This window comes from Serratia sp. (in: enterobacteria), from assembly GCF_051654945.1.
In the GTDB taxonomy this organism is placed as follows: domain Bacteria; phylum Pseudomonadota; class Gammaproteobacteria; order Enterobacterales; family Enterobacteriaceae; genus Chania.
In genome coordinates this window covers 207,308-232,389 of the sequence record NZ_JBOFZA010000043.1, presented here as the reverse complement: position 1 = coordinate 232,389, position 25,082 = coordinate 207,308, and the positions used below count along the sequence as shown (strand labels likewise).

The 25,082-nt window shown below is 55.0% G+C and carries 23 protein-coding genes; 12 read left to right on the top strand and 11 right to left on the bottom strand.

Going from position 1 to position 25,082, the window contains the following annotated elements:
- The first annotated feature begins 97 nt into the window (after positions 1–97).
- The 4 genes from ACRDCA_RS07140 (at position 98) to ACRDCA_RS07125 (ending at position 5,021) form a co-directional block, all read left to right on the top strand.
- Positions 98–1,231 carry a sugar diacid recognition domain-containing protein gene (locus ACRDCA_RS07140; RefSeq protein ID WP_438688901.1) on the top strand — a complete coding sequence of 378 codons (1,134 nt, stop codon included), beginning with the start codon at positions 98–100 and terminating at the stop codon, positions 1,229–1,231.
- A 136-nt stretch (positions 1,232–1,367) separates the two neighbouring features.
- A complete protein-coding gene (locus tag ACRDCA_RS07135; protein ID WP_438689027.1) occupies positions 1,368–2,516 on the top strand; it encodes a glycerate kinase in 1,149 nt (382 codons plus the stop codon).
- A gap of 126 nt (positions 2,517–2,642) precedes the next feature.
- Positions 2,643–3,605: a ferrochelatase gene (hemH, locus tag ACRDCA_RS07130; protein ID WP_438688900.1), complete on the top strand. Its 963-nt coding sequence runs from the start codon at positions 2,643–2,645 to the stop codon at positions 3,603–3,605.
- 111 nt (positions 3,606–3,716) lie between these two features.
- Positions 3,717–5,021 carry an inosine/guanosine kinase gene (locus ACRDCA_RS07125; RefSeq protein ID WP_438688899.1) on the top strand — a complete coding sequence of 435 codons (1,305 nt, stop codon included), beginning with the start codon at positions 3,717–3,719 and terminating at the stop codon, positions 5,019–5,021.
- Between the two features lie 172 nt (positions 5,022–5,193).
- On the opposite strand, the gene ybaL is transcribed toward ACRDCA_RS07125, so the two are convergent.
- Positions 5,194–6,885: a YbaL family putative K(+) efflux transporter gene (ybaL, locus tag ACRDCA_RS07120; RefSeq protein WP_438688898.1), complete on the bottom strand. Its 1,692-nt coding sequence runs from the start codon at positions 6,883–6,885 to the stop codon at positions 5,194–5,196.
- A gap of 225 nt (positions 6,886–7,110) precedes the next feature.
- The gene (locus ACRDCA_RS07115) at positions 7,111–8,331 is read right to left on the bottom strand and encodes an MFS transporter (protein WP_438688897.1); all 1,221 of its coding nucleotides are present in this window, start codon (positions 8,329–8,331) and stop codon (positions 7,111–7,113) included.
- 260 nt (positions 8,332–8,591) lie between these two features.
- Between ACRDCA_RS07115 and ushA the strand changes: the two genes are divergently transcribed.
- Positions 8,592–10,244 carry a bifunctional UDP-sugar hydrolase/5'-nucleotidase UshA gene (gene ushA, locus ACRDCA_RS07110; protein WP_438688896.1) on the top strand — a complete coding sequence of 551 codons (1,653 nt, stop codon included), beginning with the start codon at positions 8,592–8,594 and terminating at the stop codon, positions 10,242–10,244.
- A gap of 64 nt (positions 10,245–10,308) precedes the next feature.
- Here ushA and ybaK read toward each other — a convergent pair whose 3' ends face one another.
- The 5 genes from ybaK to ACRDCA_RS07085 form a co-directional block, all read right to left on the bottom strand.
- Positions 10,309–10,788 carry a Cys-tRNA(Pro)/Cys-tRNA(Cys) deacylase YbaK gene (ybaK, locus tag ACRDCA_RS07105; RefSeq protein WP_438688895.1) on the bottom strand — a complete coding sequence of 160 codons (480 nt, stop codon included), beginning with the start codon at positions 10,786–10,788 and terminating at the stop codon, positions 10,309–10,311.
- Between the two features lie 221 nt (positions 10,789–11,009).
- The gene (locus tag ACRDCA_RS07100) at positions 11,010–11,813 is read right to left on the bottom strand and encodes a TraB/GumN family protein (protein ID WP_438688894.1); all 804 of its coding nucleotides are present in this window, start codon (positions 11,811–11,813) and stop codon (positions 11,010–11,012) included.
- Between the two features lie 149 nt (positions 11,814–11,962).
- Positions 11,963–14,674 (bottom strand): copper-exporting P-type ATPase CopA, encoded by a 2,712-nt coding sequence (copA, locus tag ACRDCA_RS07095; protein ID WP_438688893.1) that lies wholly within the window; start codon positions 14,672–14,674, stop codon positions 11,963–11,965.
- 192 nt (positions 14,675–14,866) lie between these two features.
- A complete protein-coding gene (locus ACRDCA_RS07090; RefSeq protein ID WP_438688892.1) occupies positions 14,867–15,280 on the bottom strand; it encodes a type II toxin-antitoxin system HicB family antitoxin in 414 nt (137 codons plus the stop codon).
- A 27-nt stretch (positions 15,281–15,307) separates the two neighbouring features.
- Positions 15,308–15,487: a type II toxin-antitoxin system HicA family toxin gene (locus tag ACRDCA_RS07085; RefSeq protein WP_438688891.1), complete on the bottom strand. Its 180-nt coding sequence runs from the start codon at positions 15,485–15,487 to the stop codon at positions 15,308–15,310.
- A 273-nt stretch (positions 15,488–15,760) separates the two neighbouring features.
- Here ACRDCA_RS07085 and cueR point away from each other — a divergent pair, with 273 nt between their 5' ends.
- Entirely contained in the window at positions 15,761–16,162 is a 402-nt protein-coding gene (gene cueR, locus ACRDCA_RS07080) for a Cu(I)-responsive transcriptional regulator (protein WP_438688890.1), read from the top strand.
- Here cueR and ACRDCA_RS07075 read toward each other — a convergent pair.
- From ACRDCA_RS07075 to ACRDCA_RS07065, 3 genes are all read right to left on the bottom strand, one after another.
- Entirely contained in the window at positions 16,159–16,617 is a 459-nt protein-coding gene (locus ACRDCA_RS07075) for an NfeD family protein (protein WP_438688889.1), read from the bottom strand. The genes cueR and ACRDCA_RS07075 overlap by 4 nt on opposite strands.
- A 2-nt stretch (positions 16,618–16,619) precedes the next feature.
- Positions 16,620–17,525: an SPFH domain-containing protein gene (locus tag ACRDCA_RS07070; protein ID WP_438688888.1), complete on the bottom strand. Its 906-nt coding sequence runs from the start codon at positions 17,523–17,525 to the stop codon at positions 16,620–16,622.
- 153 nt (positions 17,526–17,678) lie between these two features.
- The gene (locus ACRDCA_RS07065) at positions 17,679–17,894 is read right to left on the bottom strand and encodes a hypothetical protein (protein WP_438688887.1); all 216 of its coding nucleotides are present in this window, start codon (positions 17,892–17,894) and stop codon (positions 17,679–17,681) included.
- Positions 17,895–18,310: 416 nt separating this feature from the next.
- Here ACRDCA_RS07065 and ACRDCA_RS07060 point away from each other — a divergent pair, with 416 nt between their 5' ends.
- On the top strand, positions 18,311–18,652 hold the full coding sequence (locus tag ACRDCA_RS07060; protein WP_438688886.1) for a hypothetical protein: 342 nt from the start codon (positions 18,311–18,313) through the stop codon (positions 18,650–18,652).
- 10 nt (positions 18,653–18,662) lie between these two features.
- On the opposite strand, the gene allS is transcribed toward ACRDCA_RS07060, so the two are convergent.
- Positions 18,663–19,586 carry an HTH-type transcriptional activator AllS gene (allS, locus tag ACRDCA_RS07055; protein ID WP_438688885.1) on the bottom strand — a complete coding sequence of 308 codons (924 nt, stop codon included), beginning with the start codon at positions 19,584–19,586 and terminating at the stop codon, positions 18,663–18,665.
- Between the two features lie 352 nt (positions 19,587–19,938).
- Between allS and ACRDCA_RS07050 the strand changes: the two genes are divergently transcribed.
- The 5 genes from ACRDCA_RS07050 (at position 19,939) to glxR (ending at position 24,915) form a co-directional block, all read left to right on the top strand.
- Positions 19,939–20,430 (top strand): ureidoglycolate lyase, encoded by a 492-nt coding sequence (locus tag ACRDCA_RS07050; protein ID WP_438688884.1) that lies wholly within the window; start codon positions 19,939–19,941, stop codon positions 20,428–20,430.
- Between the two features lie 69 nt (positions 20,431–20,499).
- On the top strand, positions 20,500–21,324 hold the full coding sequence (allR, locus tag ACRDCA_RS07045) for an HTH-type transcriptional repressor AllR (protein WP_438688883.1): 825 nt from the start codon (positions 20,500–20,502) through the stop codon (positions 21,322–21,324).
- Between the two features lie 126 nt (positions 21,325–21,450).
- Positions 21,451–23,232 (top strand): glyoxylate carboligase, encoded by a 1,782-nt coding sequence (gene gcl, locus ACRDCA_RS07040; protein ID WP_438688882.1) that lies wholly within the window; start codon positions 21,451–21,453, stop codon positions 23,230–23,232.
- 11 nt (positions 23,233–23,243) lie between these two features.
- On the top strand, positions 23,244–24,023 hold the full coding sequence (gene hyi / locus ACRDCA_RS07035; protein WP_438688881.1) for a hydroxypyruvate isomerase: 780 nt from the start codon (positions 23,244–23,246) through the stop codon (positions 24,021–24,023).
- 10 nt (positions 24,024–24,033) lie between these two features.
- Positions 24,034–24,915, top strand: coding sequence for a 2-hydroxy-3-oxopropionate reductase (glxR, locus tag ACRDCA_RS07030; protein WP_438688880.1), 882 nt, complete (start codon positions 24,034–24,036; stop codon positions 24,913–24,915).
- Positions 24,916–25,082 lie beyond the last annotated feature (167 nt).

Genomic DNA, 25,082 nt, shown 5'->3' with positions numbered 1-25,082 from the left:
TGTAAAAAACGCTGGGCTTGCTGTTGCTGCCCGGCGTTTTTTTTGCCGCTGCATGCTAGCTTGACAGTGGCACCATGAAGCCCAGAGGAAGAGCCGCATGCCCAGGCAGACAAATTTTTTGCAAGAAGCGACAGCGCGTCAGATCGTACAGCGTGCCATGAGCATCATTCACCACTCGGTCAACGTGATGGATAGCAACGGCGTGATTATCGCTTCCGGCAACGCCTCACGCCTGTATCAGCGCCACGAAGGCGCGGTATTGGCCTTGACCGAAAACCGGGTGGTAGAGATTGATGAGGCGACGGCACAGCATCTGAAGGGCGTGCAACCGGGCATCAATCTGCCGTTCAGCTTTCGTAACCAACTGGTGGGGGCGATAGGGGTTTCCGGCGATCCGGCCCAGGTGCGCGCCTATGGCGAGCTGGTGAAAATGGCGGCGGAGCTGATGGTCGAGCAGGCAGCGATGCTCGATCAACATCAGTGGGAAAAGCGTTATCGGGAAGAACTGGCTAACCAACTGCTGCAAGGGCGTAGTGAGCCCGGTTCGCGCGAAGCGATGGCGGCCTATCTTGAACTGGATCTGCAACAGCCGCGCATTGTCTGGTTGCTTGAGCTGTATGAACCGCAACCTCAAGTGTTAAGAGGTCTGTTGGCAGAGTTGGAGGTCACTCAACGTGAGGCACTCATCACCCTGACCAGCTTTAATGAACTGGTGCTGTTACGCCCGGCTTGCATGAAACAGGGGGGGTGGGATGTGCAGCAGGAGCGCAAGCTGGCCCAACAGCTCCAGCATGAACTCCGGCAGCGCTTTGGCCTGCGGCTGATCGTCGGCGGCTTTTACAGTGGCGAGGAGGGCGTCTACCGCTCTATTCAGACCGCGCGGGCAGTACAAACCATGGCGCGCCGCCTTAATTTGCTTCAGCATACGCTGTTCTATAACGACTACCCGCTGCCCTCACTGTTGTGTGATTTGGGGGAGGATTGGCGCGCTCAGGAGCTTTCCCGGCCCTGGCAGCAATTGAGCACCCAGGATGAGAAAGGGGTGCTGAGAAACACGCTGCGCCACTATTTCAATCACAACTGTGACCAAACCAAGACGGCGGCGCAGATGCATATTCACGTTAACACCCTGCGTTATCGCCTACAGCGCGTCGAAAAAAATACCGGCCTGAAGATCAACCAATTGGCGGACGTATTGCAACTGTATATCGGCATGTTAATGCATGATTAAGTTGTGTGAATACACATAAATAATGCCGTTTTTGGCCATCTTGTTTGTAATTAACGCTAAAGAATTTCCCGTGTCGGCAGAGTATGGTAATCACTAACCGATGCAGTGGCATCTTCTGAAGACTAAGGCGCTGATGATGAACACCCTCAAGAAAGTGGTAATTGCCCCCGACTCCTTTAAAGAGAGCCTGAGTGCTCAGGGTGTCGCAGAAGCGATCGAACGTGGTTTCCGGCAGATCTACCCGCACGCGCACTATGTCTTGCTGCCCATGGCCGATGGCGGCGAGGGCACCGTCGATGCGATGGTGGCCGCAACCGGCGGGGAAATCATTGATGTGCAGGTGAGCGGGCCGCAGGGTAAATCAACCGCAGCATTTTATGGTCTGCTGGGGGAAGGGAAAACCGCTGTTATCGAAATGGCGGCCGCGTCCGGGCTGCATCTGGTGACGGGTGACGAGCGCGATCCGTTAGTGACCAGCAGTTTCGGCACCGGTGAGCTGATCCTGGCGGCCCTGCAACGGGGTGTGCAATCGATCATTCTGGGCATTGGCGGCAGCGCAACCAACGATGGTGGGGCGGGCATGATGCAGGCGCTGGGAGCCAGGTTGCTCGACGCTCAGCAGCAAGAACTACGGCCCGGCGGGGCTGCATTGGCGCAATTGGCACATATCGATCTCAGCCACCTCGATCCCCGTTTGCAGCAGGTGAGTATCACGGTAGCCTGTGACGTGGATAATCCGCTGTGCGGCGATCACGGAGCTTCGGCGATCTTCGGCCCACAAAAAGGGGCCACGCCGGAGAAGGTGCAGCAACTGGATCAGGCGCTGTATCATTACGGTACGCTGCTGGAGCAGACCACCGGGCGCAAGGTGTTGCAGGTGCCGGGTTCGGGCGCTGCCGGGGGGATGGGGGCTGCCTTGATCGGTTTTCTGGCCGCCGAGCTGCGGCCTGGTATCGATATCGTGATCGAAACGCTGCAGCTGGAAGACGCGGTGCGTGATGCCGACTTGGTGATCACCGGCGAAGGGCGGCTCGATAGCCAGTCGATCCACGGCAAAACGCCGATCGGCGTCGCGCGGGTTGCCAAATGCCATCAGTTACCGGTGATCGCCATTGCCGGTAGCCTGTCGAAAGATTATCAGGTAGTGCATCAACACGGCATTGACGCTGCGTTCTCAGTGATCGATCGTATCGTGACATTGCCAGAGGCGCTGGCGGAGGCGGCCCATAATCTTGAAGTCACGGCACGCAACGTGGCCGCCGTCTGGCAACTGGCGCAAAAATAATCCCAACCTGCCTGTTGTTGATATAGGTTCCGGTCCCGCGCTTTTCCGTTACAATAGGCCGCATTAATGGCGGTTAATACACTGAGAAATAACAGGGTATTTACCGGGAAGGATAAGGGGATCGGAATGAAACAAGAGAAACACGGGGTTTTGCTGGTGAATCTGGGGACGCCAGACGCACCTACCCCGCAGGCGGTAAAACGCTATCTGAAAGAATTTCTCAGTGACAACCGGGTGGTCGACACTGCGCCGGCGATCTGGTGGCCTATTCTCAACGGCATCATTCTGCCCATCCGTTCACCGCGTGTGGCAAAGCTTTATCAATCCGTGTGGATGGAGGAAGGCTCACCGCTGTTGGTCTACAGCCGCCGCCAACAGCGGGAACTGGCGGCACGCATGCCAAATACCCCGGTTGAACTGGGCATGAGCTACGGTTCACCCAGCCTGGCACAGGCCATCGACAGCCTGTTGGCGCAGGGCGTGACCAATCTGGTGGTGCTGCCGCTGTATCCGCAATACTCCTGTTCAACCAGCGCAGCGGTCTGGGATGGCATTGCGCGGGTGCTGAAAGGCTATCGCCGCCTGCCGTCGATCGGCTTTATCCGCGATTATGCCGAGCACCCGGCGTATATTCTGGCCTTGCAGCAAAGCGTGGAACGGGCGTTCGCTGAGCATGGCAAACCAGATCGCCTGTTAATGTCATTCCACGGTATTCCAAAGCGTTACGCCACGCTGGGCGACGATTACCCACAACGTTGTGACGATACCTATCGTGCACTGACGGCGGCCATACCGTTGTCTCCAGATCGGGTGATGATGACCTATCAATCACGTTTTGGCCGGGAACCTTGGCTGACGCCGTATACCGACGAAACCCTGAAGAGGTTACCGGCGCAGGGAGTGAAGCATATCCAGCTGATTTGCCCCGGTTTCTCGGCGGATTGCCTGGAAACGCTGGAGGAGATCAAAGAGCAGAACCGCGAGATCTTCCTGAAGGCGGGTGGCGAGAAGTTTGAATATATCCCGGCATTGAATGATGACGCCGCCCACATCGATATGATGCAACAGCTAGTGGCGCAACGGCTGTAATCAAGGCGGTTTTTCGCGCTATGGTTGACAAAATGCCAACGTGAAAGCGCAGCAATCGGGCTGGAATGTGCTAACATTCCCGCCTGTTCACCGCAACTCACCGCCAATCACATGAAATTTCCTGGTAAACGTAAATCCAAACATTATTTTCCGGTTAACGCCCGCGATCCGTTATTGCAGCAGACACAGCCTGAAAGTGAAGTCAGTACCTCTTACGTCGTCGGTATCGATCAGACGCTGGTCGATATCGAAGCTAAAGTGGATGATGCGTTTGTCGAACGCTACGGCCTCAGTCTGGGCCATTCGCTGGTCATTGAAGACGACGTTGCCGAAGCGCTGTATCAGGAGCTTATCGACAATAACCTGATCACTCACCAATTTGCCGGTGGCACCATCGGTAACACCTTGCACAACTATTCGGTGCTGGCGGACGATCGCTCGGTGTTGCTTGGTGTGATGTGCAGCAACGTCAAAATTGGCAGCTACGCTTATCGCTACCTGTGCAATACCTCCAGCCGTACCGATCTCAACTACCTGCAAGCGGTGGATGGGGCCATTGGCCGCTGCTTTACGCTGATTAGCGAAAGCGGCGAGCGCACCTTTGCCATCAGCCCTGGTCAGATGAATCAGCTGCGCCCGGAAAGCATTCCTGAAGAGGTGATCGCCGGGGCTGCGGCATTGGTGCTGACCTCTTATCTGGTGCGTTGCAAACCGGGTGAGCCGATGCCGCAAGCGACCATGCAGGCGATTGAGTTTGCCAAGAAGCATGATGTGCCAGTGGTGCTGACGCTGGGCACCAAATACGTTATTGCGGATAACCCGCTGTGGTGGCGCGACTTCCTTAAGGAACATGTCTCCATTCTGGCGATGAATGAAGATGAAGCGATGGAGTTGACCGGATTGAGCGATCCGCTGATGGCGTCAGAGATGGCGCTGGACTGGGTGGATTTGGTGCTGTGTACCGCGGGGCCGAATGGCCTGTATATGGCAGGCTATACCGAAGAGGCCAACAAGCGTGAGACTCAGCATCCGCTATTGCCGGGCCATATCGCCGAGTTTAACCGTTTCGAATTCAGCCGTGCGATGCGTCGTGAAAGCTGTGAGAACGCACTTAAAGTCTATTCGCACATTGCCCCGTATATGGGCGGCCCGGAAAAGATCATGAATACCAACGGTGCGGGCGACGGTGCGTTGTCTGCGCTGCTGCATGATATCGCCGCTAACGGCTATCACCGCAATAACGTGCCAAATTCCAGCAAGCATGTGCGCAGCTATCTGACCTATTCGTCTTTGGCACAGGTCTGTAAATATGCCAACCGCGTAAGCTATCAGGTGCTTAACCAGCATTCGCCACGTTTGACACGTGGACTGCCGGAGCGGGAAGACAGTCTGGAAGAGTCTTACTGGGAACGGTAAAAACGTCGCATTTTCCCCCCAACCCTCTCCCAAAGGGCGAGGGGGCTGACCAGAGCCCGTGGTTGGACTGTGCTGCTTCGGAAGGTGTTGGGGAATCAACGAACTCGATCGGTCCCCTCTCCTTGGGGTTGGGTGAGGGGCATCAAATGACGCCCCGGCTTAAATCACCACCTCAGATTGGGCAGGCGGCCATCTTCTCTTCTTCCGACAGCGAATCCAGCTTGAGGATATTCAACATGCTGTTGGCGATTTCGCGTTCACCCATCACCACCTGATCGGCACCCCGGTCGGAAATATACGAAACCTCGTCGTCATAATGCGCACGGGCGATAATCTCCAGAGTCGGGCGCTTGGTGCGAGCCGAAGCGACGATCTCACCGGCTTCGTAACCGTTGGGGATAGTCAGCAGCAACCAGCGTGCACAGTCTAGCCGCGCCAATTCCATAATTTCTGGATTAGCCGCATTGCCTAACACTGCCTTGATCCCTTGAGCACGCAGAGCTTCAACCCGCGGGCGGGAGTTTTCTATCACCACCATCGAGACCCCTTCTTCGGTCAGTTTGGCTCCTAACAGGCTGCCCACCCGGCCATAGCCAACTACGACTGCGTGATTGCAGATATCGACCGGGATCTGCTTCTCTTCCTCCACGGCTTCTTCCAGGATCTGATCCTCGATGGTTTCCGTCTTGGCCAGATAGCGCTCCAATAGGGTAAACAGCAGCGGGTTGAGCATGATTGACAGGATCGCCCCGGCCAGCACCAGATTGCGGCCATGCTGATCCATCATACCCAACGTGACCCCCAGTCCTGCCAGAATAAAGGCGAACTCACCAATCTGCGCCAGGCTGGCGGAAATGGTCAGCGCGGTACGCTTGGAGTGGCCGAACATTTTGACCAGCGCGAAGGCCGCCACCGACTTACCAAACAGGATAATCGCCAGAGTAGCCAGCACCGCCAGCGGCTCGTGCAGCAGGATCATCGGATCGAACAGCATGCCGACCGAGACAAAGAACAGCACCGCAAAGGCGTCGCGCAGCGGCAACGTATCGTGTGCCGCCCGGTGGCTCAGTTCTGACTCGTTCAGCACCATGCCGGCAAAGAAGGCACCCAGGGCAAATGAGACGTCAAACAGACCGACAGCGCCGTAGGCAATGCCCAGCGCCAGTGCCAGCACGGCCAGCGTAAACAGCTCGCGTGAGCCGGTACTGGCGGTTCTTGCCAGGATCCAGGGCACCACCCGGCGGCCAACGACAATCATCAGCGCGATAAAGGCAATAACCTTGCCAATGGTGATGGCCAATTCGGTCAGCAGTTGCGTGGTGCTGGCGTTATTGCTGCCGATCATATTGGCAAACGCCGGCAGCAGAACCAGGGCCAGAACCATGGCCAGATCTTCGACAATCAGCCAGCCGATGGCGATCTGCCCACGCTGGCTATCGATCAGTTGCCGTTCTTCCAGCGCGCGCAGCAGTACCACGGTACTGGCGGTGGACAGACACAGGCCGAACACCAGGCCGGAAACCAGATCCCAGCCCATCAGTTTGGACAATCCCATCCCGAGCACCGTAGCAACGGCGATTTGGGCAATGGCCCCTGGGATAGCGATATTTTTTACTGCGAGAAGATCTTTAAGCGAGAAATGGAGACCAACACCGAACATCAGCAGGATCACCCCAATCTCCGCGAGTTCCGGCGCCAATGAGGTATCGGCGACAAAACCGGGGGTAAACGGGCCGGCAAGTACGCCTGCGGCCAGATACCCTACCAACGGGGAGATGCGCAGGCGGTTTGCCAGCATTCCGAAGAGGAAGGCGAGTACTAACCCTCCAACAATAGTGGTGATCAAGGGTGTTGAATTATGCATCCATACTCCTCTGGTTGTGCTCACGGGTGTTACGAAAGGATACATTTAGTTTATTGCATTTGTGCGCGCATTGCTTAGCTAATTTAGCCTTTTGTGTAAAAAACCAGACTAATCGTCTATTTTGGCAGGAGGAAGGTGAATTATGGCTTAATTAACCAGATTAAATGGGGGTAAGGAGTAGATAACCCGGCTTAACCACTTCGCTAAGCCGGGGTGCTGTCAGGGTTATTGCTGGTTATGATCCATATTTGGTAGCAATGCAGTGATAATACCGATAAGCGGCAGGAATGCGCAGATTTGGTAAACCAGCTCAATACTGGTCAAATCGGCAACATAACCAAGAACTGCCGCGCCTAACCCGCCCATACCGAAAGCAAAACCGAAGAATAGTCCGGAAACCATCCCCACTTTACCGGGGATCAACTCTTGCGCATACACCAGTATCGCCGAGAAAGCCGAGGCCAGAATAACCCCGATGATCACCGTTAAAATGCCGGTCCAGTACAGGGATGCATAGGGTAAAGCCAGGGTAAATGGCGCTGCACCCAGGATAGAGCCCCAAATAACATATTTACGCCCGAACTTATCACCCAGAGGCCCGCCAATGATGGTTCCTGCCGCTACGGCAAACAGGAAGGCGAACAGGTGGATCTGGGCATTCTGTATCGAAACACCGAACTTATGCATCAGATAAAAGGTGTAATAGCTGCTTATGCTCGCCAAGTAGAAGTATTTGGAGAATATCAGCACCAGCAGGATGCTTAACGAGAACACTACCGTACGTTTTGGCAGCGGTTTGACCAGGGAAGCGGCTTTTGGCTTGCCTTGGGCCGCCCGATGTTGTTGCTGATACCATTTACTGACCTGGAGCAAAACCACAATGGCCAATAGCGCCGCCAAAGAGAACCAGGCGACATTGCCCTTGCCGTAGGGCGCGATAATCAGCGCGGCTAACAATGGGCCGAGGGAGCTGCCGAAGTTACCCCCTACCTGAAACAACGACTGGGCCAGGCCGTGCCGTCCACCAGATGCCATGCGTGCGACGCGGGATGACTCTGGATGGAACACAGAGGAACCCGTCCCCACCAAAGCCGCTGCCAGCAGCACCAGAGGGAAGGTGTTGGCCACCGAAAGCAGCAGCAAGCCTGACAGCGTGAAGCCCATGCCGATGGGCAGCGAATAAGGCTGCGGATGTTTGTCGGTGTAATAACCAATCAGCGGTTGCAGCAGCGAGGCGGTGAGCTGATAGGTCAGGGTGATCATCCCGATCTGCACAAAGCTGAGGTTGAAGTCGGCTTGCAGGATTGGGTAAATCGCCAGGATCAGCGATTGGATCATATCGTTGAGCAGGTGAGAAACGCTGATAGCACCGAGAATAGAGAACGCCGTGCCCTTAACCGCGCTGCTTTTTACCGGTGCAATAGCCGTTTCACTACGATCAGTCATAGTATAATTAGCCTGGTAAGTGAGAGAGGACAGAGCGACATCTTATAACGTTCATCTTTCGTCCGACAACGGGGTTGCCGATTCTGGTCGATCATTACGTGCTATTGAGAGTGGGCATTGATCGACAGGCCGATCCACCCATCGTTGCCTTTCCGACATAATTTGACGTATGTCGCAAAAAATTGAAATTAGTTGCAGCTGATTCGCGTTACAATTTCGTCCTCATCAAAAATACCCATTATTAACAATGGAGATCTGCCATGCGCTTTTCGCTTCACACCACCGCATGTGCGTTGGCTGTTTCCCTGACGTTGTTTGCGGGAACCGCCAGTGCCTGGGAAAAGGATAAAACCTACGATATCACCATCCTGCACACCAACGACCATCACGGCCATTTCTGGCAGAACGATCACGGTGAGTACGGCCTGGGGGCGCAAAAAACGCTGGTGGACAGCATCCGCAAGGAAGTGGCGGCACAAGGTGGCAGCGTGCTGCTGCTGTCTGGTGGGGATATCAATACCGGTGTACCAGAGTCGGATTTACAGGATGCTGAACCCGATTTCCGTGGCATGACGCTGATTGGTTACGACGCGATGGCAATCGGCAACCACGAATTTGACAACCCGCTCAGCGTATTGCGCCAGCAGGAAAAGTGGGCTTCTTTCCCGCTGCTGTCCGCCAATATCTATCAAAAAAGCACCCAGCAACGCCTGTTCAAGCCTTATGCCCTGTTTGAAAAGCAAGGGGTCAAGATTGCGGTGATCGGCCTGACTACCGATGACACGGCAAAAATCGGCAACCCGGAATACTTTACCGATATCGAGTTCCGTGTCCCGGCACAGGAAGCCAAACAGGTAGTAGATCAGTTGCGCAAAGACGAGAAGCCGGACGTGATTATCGCCGCCACCCATATGGGCCACTACGACGATGGTAATCATGGCTCCAACGCACCGGGGGACGTGGAGATGGCGCGCAGCCTGCCTGCGGGCTACCTGGATATGATTGTCGGCGGGCATTCGCAAAATCCGGTGTGTATGGCGAGTGAAAACCACAAACAGGTGGATTACGTGCCAGGCACGCCTTGTGCGCCAGACCGTCAGAATGGAACCTGGATCGTGCAGGCCCACGAATGGGGGAAATACGTAGGTCGTGCGGACTTCCAGTTCCGCAACGGTGAGCTGAAGCTGGTGCATTACCAACTGATCCCGGTCAACCTGAAGAAAAAGGTAGAGAAGGCCGACGGCACCAGCGAGCGGGTATTTTATACCCAGCAGATCCAGGAAGATCCGGCAATGATGAAACTGCTGACGCCGTTCCAGGATAAGGGGCAGGCGCAGTTGGAAGTGAAGGTGGGCAGCGTTAACGGCAAGCTGGAAGGGGATCGCAGTAAAGTCCGCTTCGTACAGACCAATCTGTCGCGTGTATTGCTGGCCGCACAGATGGAGCGTGCCAACGCTGATTTTGCCGTGATGAGCGGTGGTGGCGTGCGTGATTCGATCGAAGCCGGTGATATCACCTATAAAAACGTGCTGAAGGTGCAGCCGTTTGGCAACACGCTGGTGTATGTGGATATGAAAGGCAGCGAGGTTGAACCGTATCTGGCAGCGGTAGCCAATATGAAGGTGGATTCCGGTGCCTATGCGCAGTTCGCCAACGTCAGCTTGGTGGCGGACGGTAAGGGCGTCAGCGATGTCAAAATCAAGGGCGAACCGTTACAGGCAGACAAAACCTATCGTCTGGCGACGCTGAACTTCAATGCGTTGGGCGGCGATGGCTATCCGAAGATCGACACTCTGCCAAGCTACGTTAATACCGGCTTTATCGATGCGGAAGTGCTGAAGCAGTATATCGAGAAGCACTCACCGCTGGATGCGGCGGCGTATGAGCCTAAAGGCGAAATTGTCTATAAGTAACGTCAGGCGCAGGCGTTAACCTGTGCCACGCTAGGTTTCCTCTCCCTTTGGGAGAGGAAACCTCTTAATCCCGCTTGGCGATCTCGGCAAAGCTACCGGATAGCAGACGGCACAGGTCGCTTGCCGCCAATTCGATATCCAGCCCGCGCTTGCCGCCGGAAACGAAAATGGTGGTGAACTGCTGCGCCGGGGCGTCGATCACCGTCGGGAGGCGTTTCTTTTGCCCGAGCGGGCTGATCCCACCGACCAGATAACCCGTTACTCGCTGTGCGATTGTCGGATCGGCCATTTCGGCCTTCTTGGCTCCGAGCGCCTTCGCCACCTTCTTCAAGTCCAACTGGGTTGCCACTGGTGTCACCGCGACGGCCAGGTTTTTTGCATCACCATTCAGGGCTACCAACAGCGTTTTGTAGACCTGTTCGGCGTTCAGCCCCAGCTTTTTTACCACCTCGTCGCCAAAGTGGGTTTCTTCGCTATCGTGGTGATAAGCGTGGAGGGTGAAGGCCACCTTTTGTTTTTCAAGCAGAACCACTGCGGGTGTCATAGTGTATTTTCCAAAACCGAGGGAAGTTGCAATCGCTGGCAACAAAATTACAAAAATGGAAGCAAATGAGCAACCTGTGCCTAGGAACGTGAAAGGCAGTTGCCAATAGGTTCGTCAGGTTGCTACCCTGTCTATTGTAATCGTTAACACGGTTACTATGCGTATAACTAAAATATGAAAAATTCCTCTTTGACTGGCCAATAGCGATATTGGCCACTTTTTTATCGTGCCTGCAGCATGGCGGGTAAATTGTCCTCGCCATACAGGTGCAAAGCCCCGACCGCCACCACATAGTTGCCTGGCGGTAACGCTTCCAGTTTTTGCTGCCAGTGGCGATTGCGGCGCTGCATCAGAACGTCATACAGCTCGGCGCTGAAGGTGGAGGGGAGTGTTTCCTCCGTGGCGTTTGGCTTGGCATCCAGCCACCAGCTCACCATGGTTTGCAGCAAACGGGCGTTGGTATGCCAGTGCTCCAACGTATCGTGCAGCAGCGCCATGCCGCCTTCTGGCAGTTGCTCCAACATGGTCAGCTGTTCCTCTGCTCCTTCCAGTTCGATCACTGGCGTCTGTTGTACTTTAGCGGCTTGCAGCAACTGGTAATCGATCCCGTATTCGGCGCGTAATCCCAGCCGCTGAGCCTGCCGTGCCTGCATCATCAGCGCAATCTGCCAGCCGGGAAGGGCAGAAAAGCCTGCTACGTCCGCGCCCAGTTCCTGGCATAGCACCCGCAACCGTTGGAATTGTTCATCGCCAAGACGTTGTTCGAGTTCAAGCTGAGGTTCAGCGTGGCCAAAGGGGGAAGAGGAGCCGGTAATATCGGCCTCGACGATCAATGCATCGGCCTGGCGCAGGCGTGCCGCCAACCGGGCAGGCAGAGGCGACATATCGACGGTGCCCATATGAATGCTGCCGACCAGATGCAGCTGGCGATTGCCGCTAAGCCTGATGTCCAAAGCCGGGTAGGTGTAGCTCTGCGGGGAAAGAATACCGAGAAAGGCGGCAATGCGGCGTAACAGTTGACCCATACAGCGTGGCTCCTGATCTTTCTCACCAACTGGCAGGATAGCCGCTGGCTTTTCCCCATGCTAAACGCTAAGTGGCTGACAATAAAGCCCGAGGGCAGAGGAATTATCTCAAAAGGCCGGAGCGCGTTGGCTTGCGCTCCGGTTGAGGGTTACTGCTTGGGTTTAAAACGCAGTAATCGGTTGGCGTTGCTGACCACGGTGATGGAGGAGAGCGCCATTGCCGCCCCGGCGACCACCGGACTGAGCAGGGTGCCCGTCAGTGGGTACAGCACACCGGCGGCAATGGGGATGCCAAGCGCGTTGTAGATAAAGGCCCCGAGCAGGTTCTGCTTCATATTACGCAGTGTCGCCTTTGACAAGGCCAATGCGTCTGCCACACCGTTCAGGCTATGGCGCATCAGGGTGATGGCGGCAGTCTCAATGGCGATATCGCTGCCGCCGCCCATGGCGATCCCGACGTCGGCCTGGGCTAGCGCCGGGGCGTCGTTGATGCCGTCGCCGACCATCGCTACCCGGTGGCCTTGGGCCTGCAGCTGTTTGATCGCTGCGGCCTTACCGTCTGGCAAGACACCTGCAATCACGCGGTCGATACCGGCTTCTTTGGCAATCGCGTTGGCAGTTATCGGGTTATCCCCCGTCAACATCACCAGTTGATAGCCTTGTTGGTGCAGACGCTGCAACGCACTGACGCTGTCGCCGCGTAACGGATCGCGGATGGCGAACAAGGCGGCCGGTTTGCCATTGGCTGCCAACAGCACGGGGGTGATACCGCGTTCGGCCTGCTGCTGTATCTGCTGCGAGAGTGCATCGGTCGCGATCTGATTTTCTTGCAACAGCTTGGCGTTGCCCAACAATAGCTGCACACCTTCAACTTCACCGCTGACGCCGGAGCCGCGCAAGGTGCGGAACTGTTCCACCGCAGGCAAGGGCTGCCCTTCGGCGCGATCGACGATGGCGCGCGCCAGTGGGTGGCTAGCCCCTTGTTCCAGCGCGGCGGCCCAGCGTAATGCCTGCTGCTCATCCACCTGGTTAAAGGTGAGGATTTCCACCACACGCGGTTGGCCTTCCGTCAGCGTACCGGTTTTATCAAACACCAGCGTATCGAGATTGCTGGCCTGTTGCAGGGCATCGGCATCACGCACCAGCACCCCAAACTCTGCAGCCCGGCCAACGCCAGAGATGATAGACATCGGCGTGGCCAGCCCCAGGGCGCAAGGGCAGGCGATGATCAGCACCGTGGTCGCGATCACCAGCGTGTAGACCAACTGCGGCTGCGGGCCCAAAAAGTACCAGATCGCGGCGCTGAACAGAGCAATAGCGACCACGGTGGGGACAAATACCGCCGAGATGCGGTCTGCCAGCTTGCCGATTTCCGGTTTGCTGCTTTGCGCCTGACGTACCAGCTTGATAATGCGAGCCAGCGTGGTTTGGGTGCCAATGGCCGCCGCGCGGAACAGCACGCTGCCGTCATCCACTACCGTACCGGCATGCACGGTATCGCCGACGCTTTTTTGCTGTGGCAGCGCTTCGCCGGTCAGCATGGCCTCATCGATCCACACTTCTCCTTGCACGATCTCACCGTCAACCGGGATACGATCGCCCGTCGTCAGGCGCAATGTCATGCCTAGTTGCACCTCTGCCAGGGGGATACTTTGCTCACCAGATTCAGTCACCAGTCTGGCGGTTGGCGGAGTCAGATCCAGCAGCCGTTCCAGCGCCTGAGAAGAACGCTGGCGTGCGCGTTGCTCCATGGCATGGCCAAGGTTGATCAGGCCAATGATCATCGCACTGGCTTCGTAATACAGATGCCGTGCTTCCATCGGGAAGAAGTCTGGCCACAGGTTGACGCTGATGGAGTACAGCCAGGCGGCACCGGTCCCCAGGGCGACCAGCGTATCCATGGTGGCGCTGCCGTTCATCAGCGAGCGCCAGGCATTGCGGTAGAAGTGGCCTCCGGCAAACACCATTACCGCCAGGGTGATGATGCCGACCACCAACCACGGCCGCTGGGTGTCTGGCGTCAGCGACATGCTGCCACCCAACACGCCCCAGGCCATCAACGGCACGCCCACCGCCAAACCCAATGCAGCCTGCCAGCGGAAGCGTTTCATATTGGCCTGGGCGGTTTGCTGTTGGCGTTCGCGGCGCTCGGTTTCGTCCTGGATCATCTCTGCGCCATAGCCAGCCTTTTCTACCGCCGCGACCAATGCCTGCGGGGTGGCGTTACCGGTAATCAGCGCGCTGCGCTCCGCCAGGTTTACCCGTGCCAGCTCAACGCCAGGGACGTTCTGTAAAGCCGTCTGGACTTTATTGACGCAGCTGGCGCAGGTCATCCCATTGAGCAGCAGTTGGATGCTGTCGTCGGTGTCGATTGCCGGAAGGGAAGAGGGGGCCGCTGCCTGGGTTTCCGGCAAGCTTGGGGCAGATTCAGTCAGCGGCTCAGTTTTTGGGTGGCTATTGGCTCCCGCCTGGCTGGCGTGATAACCCGCATCCTCCACGGCAGCGATGAGCTGCTCTGGGCTAGCATCGCCATAGATTTTGGCACCTTCGATAGTGACATCGGCGGCAATCACACCCGGCACCGCTTCCAGCGCTTTGCGGGTGCTACCCACGCAATGCATGCAGGATAGGCCAGAGAGTTGTAGCTCGGTGTCTGCCTGTTGGGCGATTTCGGCCTGGTAACCAGCGGCAACGACGCTGTCGATCAACTCAGCAGCCGGAGCCGCACCGGTGATTTTGGCGTAGTGAACGTTAACGTTGGCCTGCTCGACATCTGCACGGCTTTCCAAGGCTTTTTTCACCTTTTGCGCGCAGTTCATGCAGGATAATCCCTGCAACGCTAGCACGGTAGTTTGTGACATGATGGCTTTCCTCGCAAAATAATGGCGGTTGACCGCCTGGTTTTCTCCACTAAGAATGAGCTTAAACCTTCCAGCAAGGGTAAGGTCAACCTGATACCAAAGAATTTTTATTAACGGTGTCCACAACGCGACCCCGATTCGACATAAGGCCCGGTAACAGAACCCCCGCCAGAAGCGGGGGAGAGGGGGATGTTATTGCTGGACGTTGCTGATCCGTGATAATGCCGCTTCTGCCAAAAATCCAGAACGACTTTTAAATTCTGGATGCGTGGCCACACAGCGATCTATACGGTCAATCAACGACTTGGGAAGTGTGACGTTGATTTTTTCTGAGCCACCGAGCAGTCGCGACACATCAATGTCTACTACGGCCCAAGTGTAACCAGCAAACTCAGGATCTTTTGCCAGTTTGCCAACACTGGAAACGGCCGGAATATCCTGACCCATTTCGATCAGGACTTCTATGTGGCCAGTAATCGCTTCTTTGGCGGCTGAGATTGCCTCATCCAAGGTATCACCAGCCGAAAAACAGCCTGGTAAATCAGGGACAATCACACCGTATGCGTGGTGATCATCTCCAGCTTCAATTGCAATGGGATAAAACATATTTTAAGCCTCGTCGAGAAAACGGGGTTAAATCCCCGCCTGTTTCCTGATGCTTTTTACCGTGCCTGCCGGTAAATCTTTTTTAGGATGCGGGATGGTAACTAGCCCCGGCTTTGTTGGGTGGGTGAAGTGATGGTGGCTGCCGTTAACTCTGACTAAAATCCATCCATCTGCAACCACATCTTTCATAATCTGTTTGCTGTTCATCTCCCTGCCTTATTCTCGCTCCGTCGAAATAATAATAACTCCAATAACCCTACAATACAAGCCTCATAGGGTTATTGGGGTTATCGATAGCTGTCATCTACCGCGCGAACATTACCTGGCCTTCTTGTGGGGGCAGAAAGCCCTAGTCCTTATATTGCGTCCGTAGATTGAAAGTCAAAAGGGGGTAATAGAAGGATAAAAAGGTTATAGTTTATTACGCTCGCAAAGCCGCCTTGCAGGCTGCTAGCAAAGAATAAGGTCAAGGGGGATAGAGTGAATATCAGCGACGTTGCCAAAAAAACCGGTCTGACCAGCAAAGCCATCCGTTTTTATGAAGAGAAAGGGTTGGTTACTGCGCCGATCCGTACCGACAACGGCTACCGCAGCTACAACGCCCGGCATATTGAAGAGCTGACGCTGCTGCGCCAGGCTCGCCAGGTGGGGTTCAATCTTGATGAGTGCCGCGAACTGGTCGCGTTGTTTAACGATCCGGCGCGTCACAGTGCCGATGTTAAAGCCCGTACGTTGCAGAAAGTCGCCGATATTGAAAAGCACATCAGCGAACTGGGGGAAATGCGTCAACGGCTGCTGGCGCTGGCGGATCAATGCCCTGGCGATGAAGGCGCAGACTGCCCGATCATTAATAACCTGGCAGGCTGCTGCCACTCACGCTAGCGTATTATGGCGCGGATCACCAAGGTGGTGCCTTCGACCGCCACCACTTCAACTTCGGTGCCGATCGGCAGATCCTCGTTGGCTTGCGCACGCCAGCTGCTGTCGGCGATATTGATGCGGCCATGGCCGTTATGCATCGCCTCGGTCAGCGTGGCGCGGGTGCCGATCAACTGCCGGTTACGCTGGTTGAGCACCGGTGACCCGCTGGTCGCCGTTGGCCGCTTGCGCAGCCAATACCACCACAGGTAGGCCACGGCAATGGTCATCACGGCAAACAGAGAACCTTGCCACTCCCAACTCAACTCCGGCAGCAACCAGACAATCACCCCGACGATCACCGCAGAGACACCGCTCCACAGCAGATAGCCGCTGGCACCGAGCATTTCCGCAGCCAACAACAGCCCGCCAAGCGAGATCCAGAACCATTGTGGGTTTGCTGCGATCTGTTCCACCATAATTACTTACCTTTGCTGTCTTTCAGCAACTCGGTAATACCGCCGATAGACCCCAGCAGGCTGCTGGCATCCAGCGGCATCATGATCACTTTGCTGTTATTGGCAGAACCGATCTTTTGCAGCGCATCGGTATATTTCTGCGCCACGAAGTAGTTGACTGCCTGGATGTTACCGCTGGCGATGGCGTCAGAAACCAACTGAGTGGCTCGCGCTTCCGCTTCAGCAGCACGCTCACGCGCTTCTGCCTGCAAGAACGCCGACTGACGCTCCCCTTCGGCTTTCAGGATCTGCGATTGCTTATCCCCTTCGGCGCGCAGGATCGCAGCTTGACGTACCCCTTCCGCTTCCAGAATATCGGCACGTTTGGTACGTTCGGCCTTCATCTGGGCGTTCATCGCCACAATCAGCTCGGCCGGTGGGCGAACGTCACGGATTTCGATACGGGTGATTTTGACGCCCCAAGGGTTGGTGGCCTCATCGACGATATGCAGCAGGCGGCTGTTGATGCTATCGCGCTGCGACAACATTTCGTCGAGTTCCATGGAACCGAGCACGGTACGGAAGTTGGTCATGGTCAGGTTAACGATTGCCTGCTCGAGGTTACTGACCTCATAAGCGGCGCGGGCCGGATCGACCACCTGGATAAAGCAGACGGCATCGATCGCCACGTTGGCGTTATCGCGTGAGATAATCTCCTGGGACGGGATATCCAGCACCTGCTCCATCATATTGATCTTACGGCCAATACGATCCATGAAAGGCACCACCAGGTTTAAGCCCGGCATTAGCGTTTTGGTATAGCGGCCGAAACGTTCTACCGTCCATTGGTAGCCCTGCGGCACAATTTTGATGCTCGAGAAGACGATAATCAACGCGACAACGATCACGATGGGGATAATAGTAAACATGGCACAACCTCCTGTCAGACATATTGCCAGATATTACGCTAGCGCCAGGGAGATTGCCTAATGCATCACGAGGATAAGCCCATTTTTTGCAGAAAATCGCCGGAATTCACCGTGAGCAGGTTGTTTCTACATGCTTTTCTCGACACGAAGAACCTATTGCTGCCAGGAAGTCATGATGGACACTTCCTCTGGAGCCGCGTTGAACTTGCTGAGCGTCACCGTATGACCGTCAGTCAGCAATACGCTGACCGCCATGCCGAGCACGCCGGACTGCAGTGCGGTTTGTTCGATATGCTGAAGTGCTTTGAGACAAACGAATTGCTGCATCTCAGGCAGGTGTTTGAATCTGTCGGTTTGGGTCTTTTTCAAGATCGTTATCCTTTGGCGGTGTCGACTTGCTGACCATGACTCAACAACGGCAGCAGAAAGGGGACCTGGCTTGATTATTTTTTGGGTTCGCCACGCTGGCATCGTGGTGCTCATGCGTTAATTTTTAGATATTTTTACGAACCTACTAGCTACGTAGCAAAACCCTTGTTCGACCTGGCTTTACGTCTCGATGCTACAGATTTTTCTTAGGTATTCCTCACGTTTTAGCCATTATTTTGACGGATGTCAATTTTATTAGCTACTGAGAATGTTTCTCAAAATCAATTAACACGTAGCTATTAGCTCCTTTTTCGGGGGTGTCAGGACTGGGGGAAGCGGGTTTTCCGTAGCTGTGGGGGACGGGATTAATGTGCTAAACTGCGGCAAGTCTGTGGAAGGAAAGAGGAAACCGCAAGGTGGAAAATCAAGCAGAGTTTAAAAGCTATCTGGAACGATTAGACATTGAGCAGCCTGCACTGTGCATTTTGTTGGGCGTGCAGCGCAGTACCTTGAATAAATGGGTCAACGGTACCGTCACCGCTATTCCGGCCATCGCCACGACCGCGGTTAAAATGCTGTGGTTTATCAAAGAGTCCGAACCCGAGCTGTTCCAGCGCTGGATGATGATCCAGGACTTTGGCGTACCGGCAGAGTACGCCACCAATGAGAAGGCGTATGAATTCCTGCACGTGCTGAAGCGGGAGCCTTCGTCGCCGATAAAGAAACTCCGGGCCCAGATAGCGGCCCAGAAGCAATAAATCAACTGCGTTAAACCGGTAAATCGATATCTTGCAGAAAGCCGCTGATACGCTCATCGCGCCGTTGAAACAGCGTGACAATTTCTTCCACGGCTTTACCGCAGTCGTTACGCCAGGCGAGGGAGAGCGGTGAAGGTTGCCGCTGATTGACGACTTCGCGGGTGATCAACTGGCCACTATCCAGATAGGGCTGGCACAGCTTTTTCGGCAAGAACCCGACGCCTAACCCCTGTAGGTGACATTCGAGTTTACTGCGCAGGTCTGGGACTTTAATCTCTTTTTGGCCAGGCAGCAGCCAGGCAACGCGTTTGGTCAGGTTGCGTGAAGTATCTTCCACGTTGATCGCCGGGTAACTGCGTAGCCGATCTTCATGTAGCGCCGTGTCCTGACAGGCGGTGAGCGGATGATCTGGCGTGACCACAAACACCCAACTGATGCCCCCCAATTTCAATACGCTGACGTCATTGGCCAGCGATTCAGATCCGGTGGTGCCAATCGCCAGTTGGAAATCCCCATGTAATAACGAATCCCAGACTCCCATATACACCTGACGCGAGATGTGAAACTGCGTGAAGGGGTAGCGCTGTTGCAGATAGGCCAACAGCCGGGCGACGCTCGCGGGGTTATACAACAGGTTGTTGATCACGATATTGACCTGATGCTCCACACCATCGTTGATCTGGCGTAGTTCATCGGGCATGGAGTCGAGCCAGTTGTGCCATTGGCGGCAACGTTCCAGCAGGTATTCACCGGCAGGCGTCAGGTTGACGCTGCGGGTAGTACGAATGAAAAGCTGGGTGCCGATGCTTTCTTCCAACGTTTTAATGCGGTAACTGATGGTGGCGGTGGTCTTGTGCAGTAATTCGGCGGCGCGGGAAAAGCTCTGACATTCCGCGACCTTGATAAACGATCGAATTGTTTCGTGATCCAGCATTGCGCTTCCTTAACCGGTGCGGCCATCGTTCCCCTAGTGTTGCAAAAGAATTTACTTACCTTAATCGCCATGGGTTAGTCATAAAGCCGCTTCCCGTGATCGCGCTCACGCTTTATCGCCCTTCATCTGTTGAACTCTGCCTAAAGTGACAACTCTGTTAATGAACTGTATCGCGGTGGTTTGTTTTTTAATTGGTTGATTATCAATGTAATATTTTTATGGTGGTGCAAAAAATGTGCGGTCGATCGTATTGTGGAAAATCTTTCCAAGATTAGCTTTTAAATTCTCTGCTACCTGATTAGAGTTAGCGCATTCGGTAATGTTCCTTTTTGAAACGATCCTGGAGAAACTGATGGACCTGATTGCCGTTGAGTTAACGCCTGAAGCCTTTGCCCCTTATGGCAATGTGTTGCAGATCGAGGGCGCGCCTTTCTTTCATATTAATGATGGAAAAACAGAGCGATACCATGACCTTGCTAAAGTAGAAGTCGCTGATGATCACCGGGTGCTGGTCAGCATCAACCGATCTGAACCCTGTACACTTCCGTTGGAGTTCTCAGTTCTGGAGAAACATCCTTTGTCTTCACAGGCTTTTATGCCCATGCGAGGGGAACGCTTTGTGGTGATCGTCGCTGAAGCCGGGGAGGGGGACGAAATCCCGTTGCACACCTTGCGCGCCTTTATTACCAACGGCAGGCAAGGGGTGAATTATCACCGCAACGTCTGGCATCACCCGCTGTTTGCTTATGGCGCGATCACCGATTTTTTCACGGTCGATCGCGGCGGTGTCGATAACTGTATCGTCAAGAATTTGCCGGAGACTTACCGGGTGGTGCTTGGATAGCGCTGTCCCCAAGCGCACAGGCTGTTTATTATAGCCGGGAAACCTTGAGCTAAATAAAGGAAAGCCTGAATGAACGAAGTACGCAGAAAGGGAAGGCCAACGACAGAAGCAGGGGCGACGAAAGGCGCACAGGCGTTGGATCGTGGGTTGGAGATCCTGCAATTTCTGGCCAACGCCGGGGGAAGTTCGTCCGTTTCCGTGCTATCCGAGAAGTTGGCGTTACCGCTATCCACAACTTTCAGATTATTGAAAGTCTTAGAAAAATCGGAATTCGTTTTTCAGGATCCACAGCTTGGCTGGTGGCATATCGGCATCCAGTCGTTTACCGTCGGCGCGGCCTATATGAATGACCGGGACGTGGTTTCGGTGGCCGGGCCTTATATGCGGCGGTTGATGCTGTTGTCAGGCGAAACCGCCAATCTGGCCATCAGGAATAATTTTGACGCCGTGTTGATCCGTCAATGTGAGTGTCAGGCCATGGTGCGGATGTGTGCGCCACTTGGCAGCCGCTTACCGTTGCACGCATCCGGGGCGGGGAAAGCGCTGTTGTACCCGTTGGCGGAAGAGGAGATGCTGGATTTGTTCGTGCGTTCGGGGCTGCACTCGTTTACCCCGAAGACCCTGACCAGCGTCAACCTGTTACGCAAGGATTTAGCGCAATCGCAGGATCTAGGCTACACCGTTGATGCTGAAGAGCACGCACTTGGCCTGAATTGCCTGGCCTCGGCGATCTTTGACCGCAGCAACAACGTGATTGCGGCCATCTCCATTTCGGGGCCCAGTTCGCGAGTCAGCAGCGATCGATTCAAGGAGTTGGGGGAGTTGGTGCGTGATGTGGCCAACGACATCAGCACCGCACTAGGTGAGTCGCGCAGTAAAAAAGACCACTTTTAAAGCAAGGCCTGTAGCCGCGATTGTGGCTACAGGATGAGGACACCTCCCCGTTTATCCCTTAAACGGGTTTTTTTGAACTCACTTTAAATTTGGAAAATTTTTCCAAAAATTTAGGAGAATAGTTAGATGGCAATTATGCGAGCAGTAGATGCGGCAATGTACGTGTTGGCAAAGGAAGGCGTGACGACCGCATTCGGCGTGCCTGGCGCGGCGATCAACCCTTTCTATAACGCGATGCGTCAACACGGCGGCATCAAGCACTATCTGGCGCGCCATGTTGAAGGTGCTTCCCATATGGCGGAGGGCTACACCAGGGCCAAGGCAGGCAATATCGGCGTGTGCCTTGGTACTTCAGGGCCAGCGGGAACGGATATGATCACCGCGCTTTATTCTGCCTCTGCCGATTCCATTCCTATTTTGTGCATTACCGGCCAGGCTCCCCGGGCGCGGTTGCATAAGGAAGATTTTCAGGCGGTAGATATTGAATCGATCGCCAAGCCGGTCACCAAAATGGCGGTCACGGTTATGGAGCCGGCGCTGGTGCCGCGAGTGCTACAGCAGGCCTTCCACCTGATGCGCTCCGGGCGCCCTGGCCCGGTGCTGGTCGATTTGCCTTATGACGTGCAGATTGCCGAGATTGAGTTTGATCCAGAAACTTATTCCTCGCTGGGTGCCTACAAGCCCGCAGCCACGCAGGCGCAAATCGATAAAGCCCTGGATATGCTGTGTGCAGCAAGCAAGCCGCTGATCATCGCCGGCGGTGGCATCTTTAACGCCGATGCGGCCGACCTGCTGCAAGAGCTGGCGGAAACCTGCAACGTGCCGGTGATCCCAACGCTGATGGGTTGGGGCTGCATCCCGGACGATCACCCGCTGATGGCGGGGATGGCCGGATTACAAACCTCGCATCGTTACGGTAACGCCAACCTGCTGGATTCGGATCTGGTGTTTGGCATCGGCAACCGCTGGGCCAACCGCCATACCGGCTCGGTAGATAAATACACCGCCGGTCGTAAGGTGATCCACATCGATATCGAACCGACCCAGCTTGGTCGCGTGATCTGCCCAGATCTGGGCATTGTTTCCGATGCCAAAATCGCTCTGCAAATGTTAGTGGCAAGAGCGCGCGAACGTGCAGACCAAGGGACGTTGCCAGATCGTTCGCAATGGGTGGAAACCTGCCTCCAGCGCAAACAAACGCTGCTGCGTAAAACACACTTCGATAACGTGCCGATCAAGCCTCAGCGCGTTTACGAAGAGATGAACCGGGCGTTCGGGCGTGATGCCTGCTACGTCACCACCATCGGGCTTTCACAAATCGCGGCGGCGCAGATGCTGCACGTGTTTAAACCGCGCCACTGGATTAACGCCGGGCAGGCTGGCCCATTAGGCTGGACCCTTCCTTCTGCATTAGGCGTCTGTGCCGCCGATCCGCAGCGCAAAGTGATCGCGCTGTCGGGCGACTACGACTTCCAGTTCATGATCGAAGAGCTGGCCGTTGGCGCACAATTCAAGCTGCCGTACATCCACGTGGTGGTCAACAATGCCTACCTGGGGCTGATCCGCCAGTCGCAGCGCGGTTTCGATATGGATTACTGCGTCCAACTGTCCTATGAAAACATCAACAACCCGGAAGTGGGCGAATACGGTGTCGATCACGTCAAGGTGGTCGAAGGGTTGGGATGTAAGGCGATCCGCGTGGTGAAACCGGAAGATATCGCTGCGGCCTTCCAGCAGGCGCAAGAGCTGATGCGTCTGCATCAGGTTCCGGTGGTGGTGGAGATTATTCTTGAGCGAGTCACCAACATCTCGATGGGGACGGAGCTGGATAACGTCAATGAGTTTGAACCGGTTGCCGAGTCGCCAGAAGATGCGCCGACCGCAGTCAGCTACTTTAACTATCAGTAGGGAGCAGGCTCATGCCAAAGTTTTCAGCCAACTTATCGATGCTGTTTAATGAAGTCGATTTCATGCAGCGCTTTCGCTGTGCCAAAGAGCAGGGATTCACGGCAATTGAATATATGTTTCCCTACGATTATTCCGTGCAGGCGTTGAAAGGCGCGCTGGAAGAGAATCAACTCACGCAGGTATTACAGAACCTGCCTGCCGGGGATTGGGCTGCGGGGGAACGTGGGATCGCTTGTTTGCCGGGGCGCGAGTCTGAGTTTCGTGATGGCGTAGGCATGGCGGTGGAATATGCCCGTGCGCTGGGGTGTGCGCAGATCAACTGCCTGATCGGTAATCCGGACAAGTCCATCGCGCAGCATAAGACCGATGAGACCGTGGTCGCCAACCTCAGCTATGCAGCCAGAGAGCTGGCCAAGGCCAATATCCGTTTGTTGGTTGAACCGATCAATAAATACGATATGCCTGCCTTCTACCTGCAAACCACTCGCCAGGCGTTGGAACTGATGGACTGGGTGGCCAGCCCCAACCTGTTTATTCAATACGATATCTACCATATGCAGCGCATGGAGGGCGAACTCGCCCAGACCATGGAAAATCTGCTGAGCAAGATTGCCCATATTCAGGTTGCCGATAATCCGGGGCGTCATGAGCCTGGTAGCGGGGAAATCAACTACGACTATCTGTTCCGCGCGCTGGACAAGATGGGTTATAGCGGTTGGATCGGTTGCGAATACAAACCCGCCACCACGACGGCAGCCGGTCTGTCATGGATCAAGCAATATCAACATTGAGGGACATATCATGAAAGTAGGCTTTATCGGTTTAGGGATCATGGGTACGCCAATGGCTGAAAAGCTGATCGCAGGCGGCCATCAGCTGTATGCCAACACCTTGAATCAGGTTCCGCCGGAGCTGGTGGCAAAAGGGGCCATCGCCTGTGCGACGCCAAAACAGGTGGCCGAGCAGGCTGACGTTATTTTTATCATGGTGCCGGATACGCCGCAGGTGGCAGAGGTATTGTTTGCCGCCAATGGCTGTGCCGAGGCGCAGCTCAAAAACAAGATCCTGGTGGACATGAGTTCCATTTCACCGCTGGAGACGAAGGAGTTTGCCAAGCGCATCAACCAACTGGGGGCCGATTATCTGGATGCGCCGGTCTCTGGTGGTGAAGTGGGCGCCAAGCAGGGTAGCCTGACCATTATGGTCGGCGGTGACGAAGCTATCTTTGGGCGGGTAAAACCGCTGCTGGCGCTGATGGGGAAAAACATTACGCTGGTCGGTGGCAATGGCGATGGCCAGACCTGTAAGGTCGCCAACCAGATTATTGTGGCCCTGACCATCGAAGCGGTTTCCGAGGCGCTGATATTTGCTTCCAAAGCAGGTGCCGATCCGGCGCGGGTTCGTGAAGCGCTGATGGGCGGATTTGCCTCATCGCGTATTCTGGAAGTCCACGGTGAGCGGATGATCAAACGAACGTTCGAGCCTGGTTTCCGTATCTCTCTGCATCAAAAGGATCTGAATTTGGCATTACAGGGCGCGAAGTCGCTGGCGCTCAGTTTGCCTAATACCGCCACTTGCCAGGAGTTATTCAACCTTTGTGCGGCCAATGGTGGAAAAGATCTCGACCACTCGGCGTTGGTTCAGGCATTGGAAATTATGGCCAACCATAAAGTGGCTGGCTAAAAGTAAAGTCGTAACAAGTTGCAGGTGCTATCTGCCTGCAACTTGTATCCTGGTTATCGTATTTCTTTAATGGTTATATTCTTGTTTGTCTTGGTATCTTCTTAATATAAAGCTTAGAACATCAGTTTTTAATGAATAATAAATTAGCTTACCTACGCTATTTCCTT

Coding starts and splice junctions, on each gene's coding strand:
- hyi (WP_438688881.1), top strand. CDS start 23,244: ATGCCAAAGTTTTCAGCCAACTTATCGATGCTGTTTAATGAAGTCGAT.
- ACRDCA_RS07070 (WP_438688888.1), bottom strand. CDS start 17,525: ATGTTTACTATTATCCCCATCGTGATCGTTGTCGCGTTGATTATCGTC.
- ACRDCA_RS07100 (WP_438688894.1), bottom strand. CDS start 11,813: ATGGGTCAACTGTTACGCCGCATTGCCGCCTTTCTCGGTATTCTTTCC.
- allS (WP_438688885.1), bottom strand. CDS start 19,586: ATGCTGGATCACGAAACAATTCGATCGTTTATCAAGGTCGCGGAATGT.
- ybaL (WP_438688898.1), bottom strand. CDS start 6,885: ATGCATAATTCAACACCCTTGATCACCACTATTGTTGGAGGGTTAGTA.
- ACRDCA_RS07115 (WP_438688897.1), bottom strand. CDS start 8,331: ATGACTGATCGTAGTGAAACGGCTATTGCACCGGTAAAAAGCAGCGCG.
- ACRDCA_RS07085 (WP_438688891.1), bottom strand. CDS start 15,487: ATGAACAGCAAACAGATTATGAAAGATGTGGTTGCAGATGGATGGATT.
- allR (WP_438688883.1), top strand. CDS start 20,500: ATGAACGAAGTACGCAGAAAGGGAAGGCCAACGACAGAAGCAGGGGCG.
- ACRDCA_RS07135 (WP_438689027.1), top strand. CDS start 1,368: ATGAACACCCTCAAGAAAGTGGTAATTGCCCCCGACTCCTTTAAAGAG.
- hemH (WP_438688900.1), top strand. CDS start 2,643: ATGAAACAAGAGAAACACGGGGTTTTGCTGGTGAATCTGGGGACGCCA.
- ACRDCA_RS07140 (WP_438688901.1), top strand. CDS start 98: ATGCCCAGGCAGACAAATTTTTTGCAAGAAGCGACAGCGCGTCAGATC.
- ushA (WP_438688896.1), top strand. CDS start 8,592: ATGCGCTTTTCGCTTCACACCACCGCATGTGCGTTGGCTGTTTCCCTG.
- ACRDCA_RS07125 (WP_438688899.1), top strand. CDS start 3,717: ATGAAATTTCCTGGTAAACGTAAATCCAAACATTATTTTCCGGTTAAC.
- glxR (WP_438688880.1), top strand. CDS start 24,034: ATGAAAGTAGGCTTTATCGGTTTAGGGATCATGGGTACGCCAATGGCT.
- ACRDCA_RS07050 (WP_438688884.1), top strand. CDS start 19,939: ATGGACCTGATTGCCGTTGAGTTAACGCCTGAAGCCTTTGCCCCTTAT.
- gcl (WP_438688882.1), top strand. CDS start 21,451: ATGGCAATTATGCGAGCAGTAGATGCGGCAATGTACGTGTTGGCAAAG.
- ACRDCA_RS07090 (WP_438688892.1), bottom strand. CDS start 15,280: ATGTTTTATCCCATTGCAATTGAAGCTGGAGATGATCACCACGCATAC.
- ybaK (WP_438688895.1), bottom strand. CDS start 10,788: ATGACACCCGCAGTGGTTCTGCTTGAAAAACAAAAGGTGGCCTTCACC.
- copA (WP_438688893.1), bottom strand. CDS start 14,674: ATGTCACAAACTACCGTGCTAGCGTTGCAGGGATTATCCTGCATGAAC.
- ACRDCA_RS07075 (WP_438688889.1), bottom strand. CDS start 16,617: ATGGTGGAACAGATCGCAGCAAACCCACAATGGTTCTGGATCTCGCTT.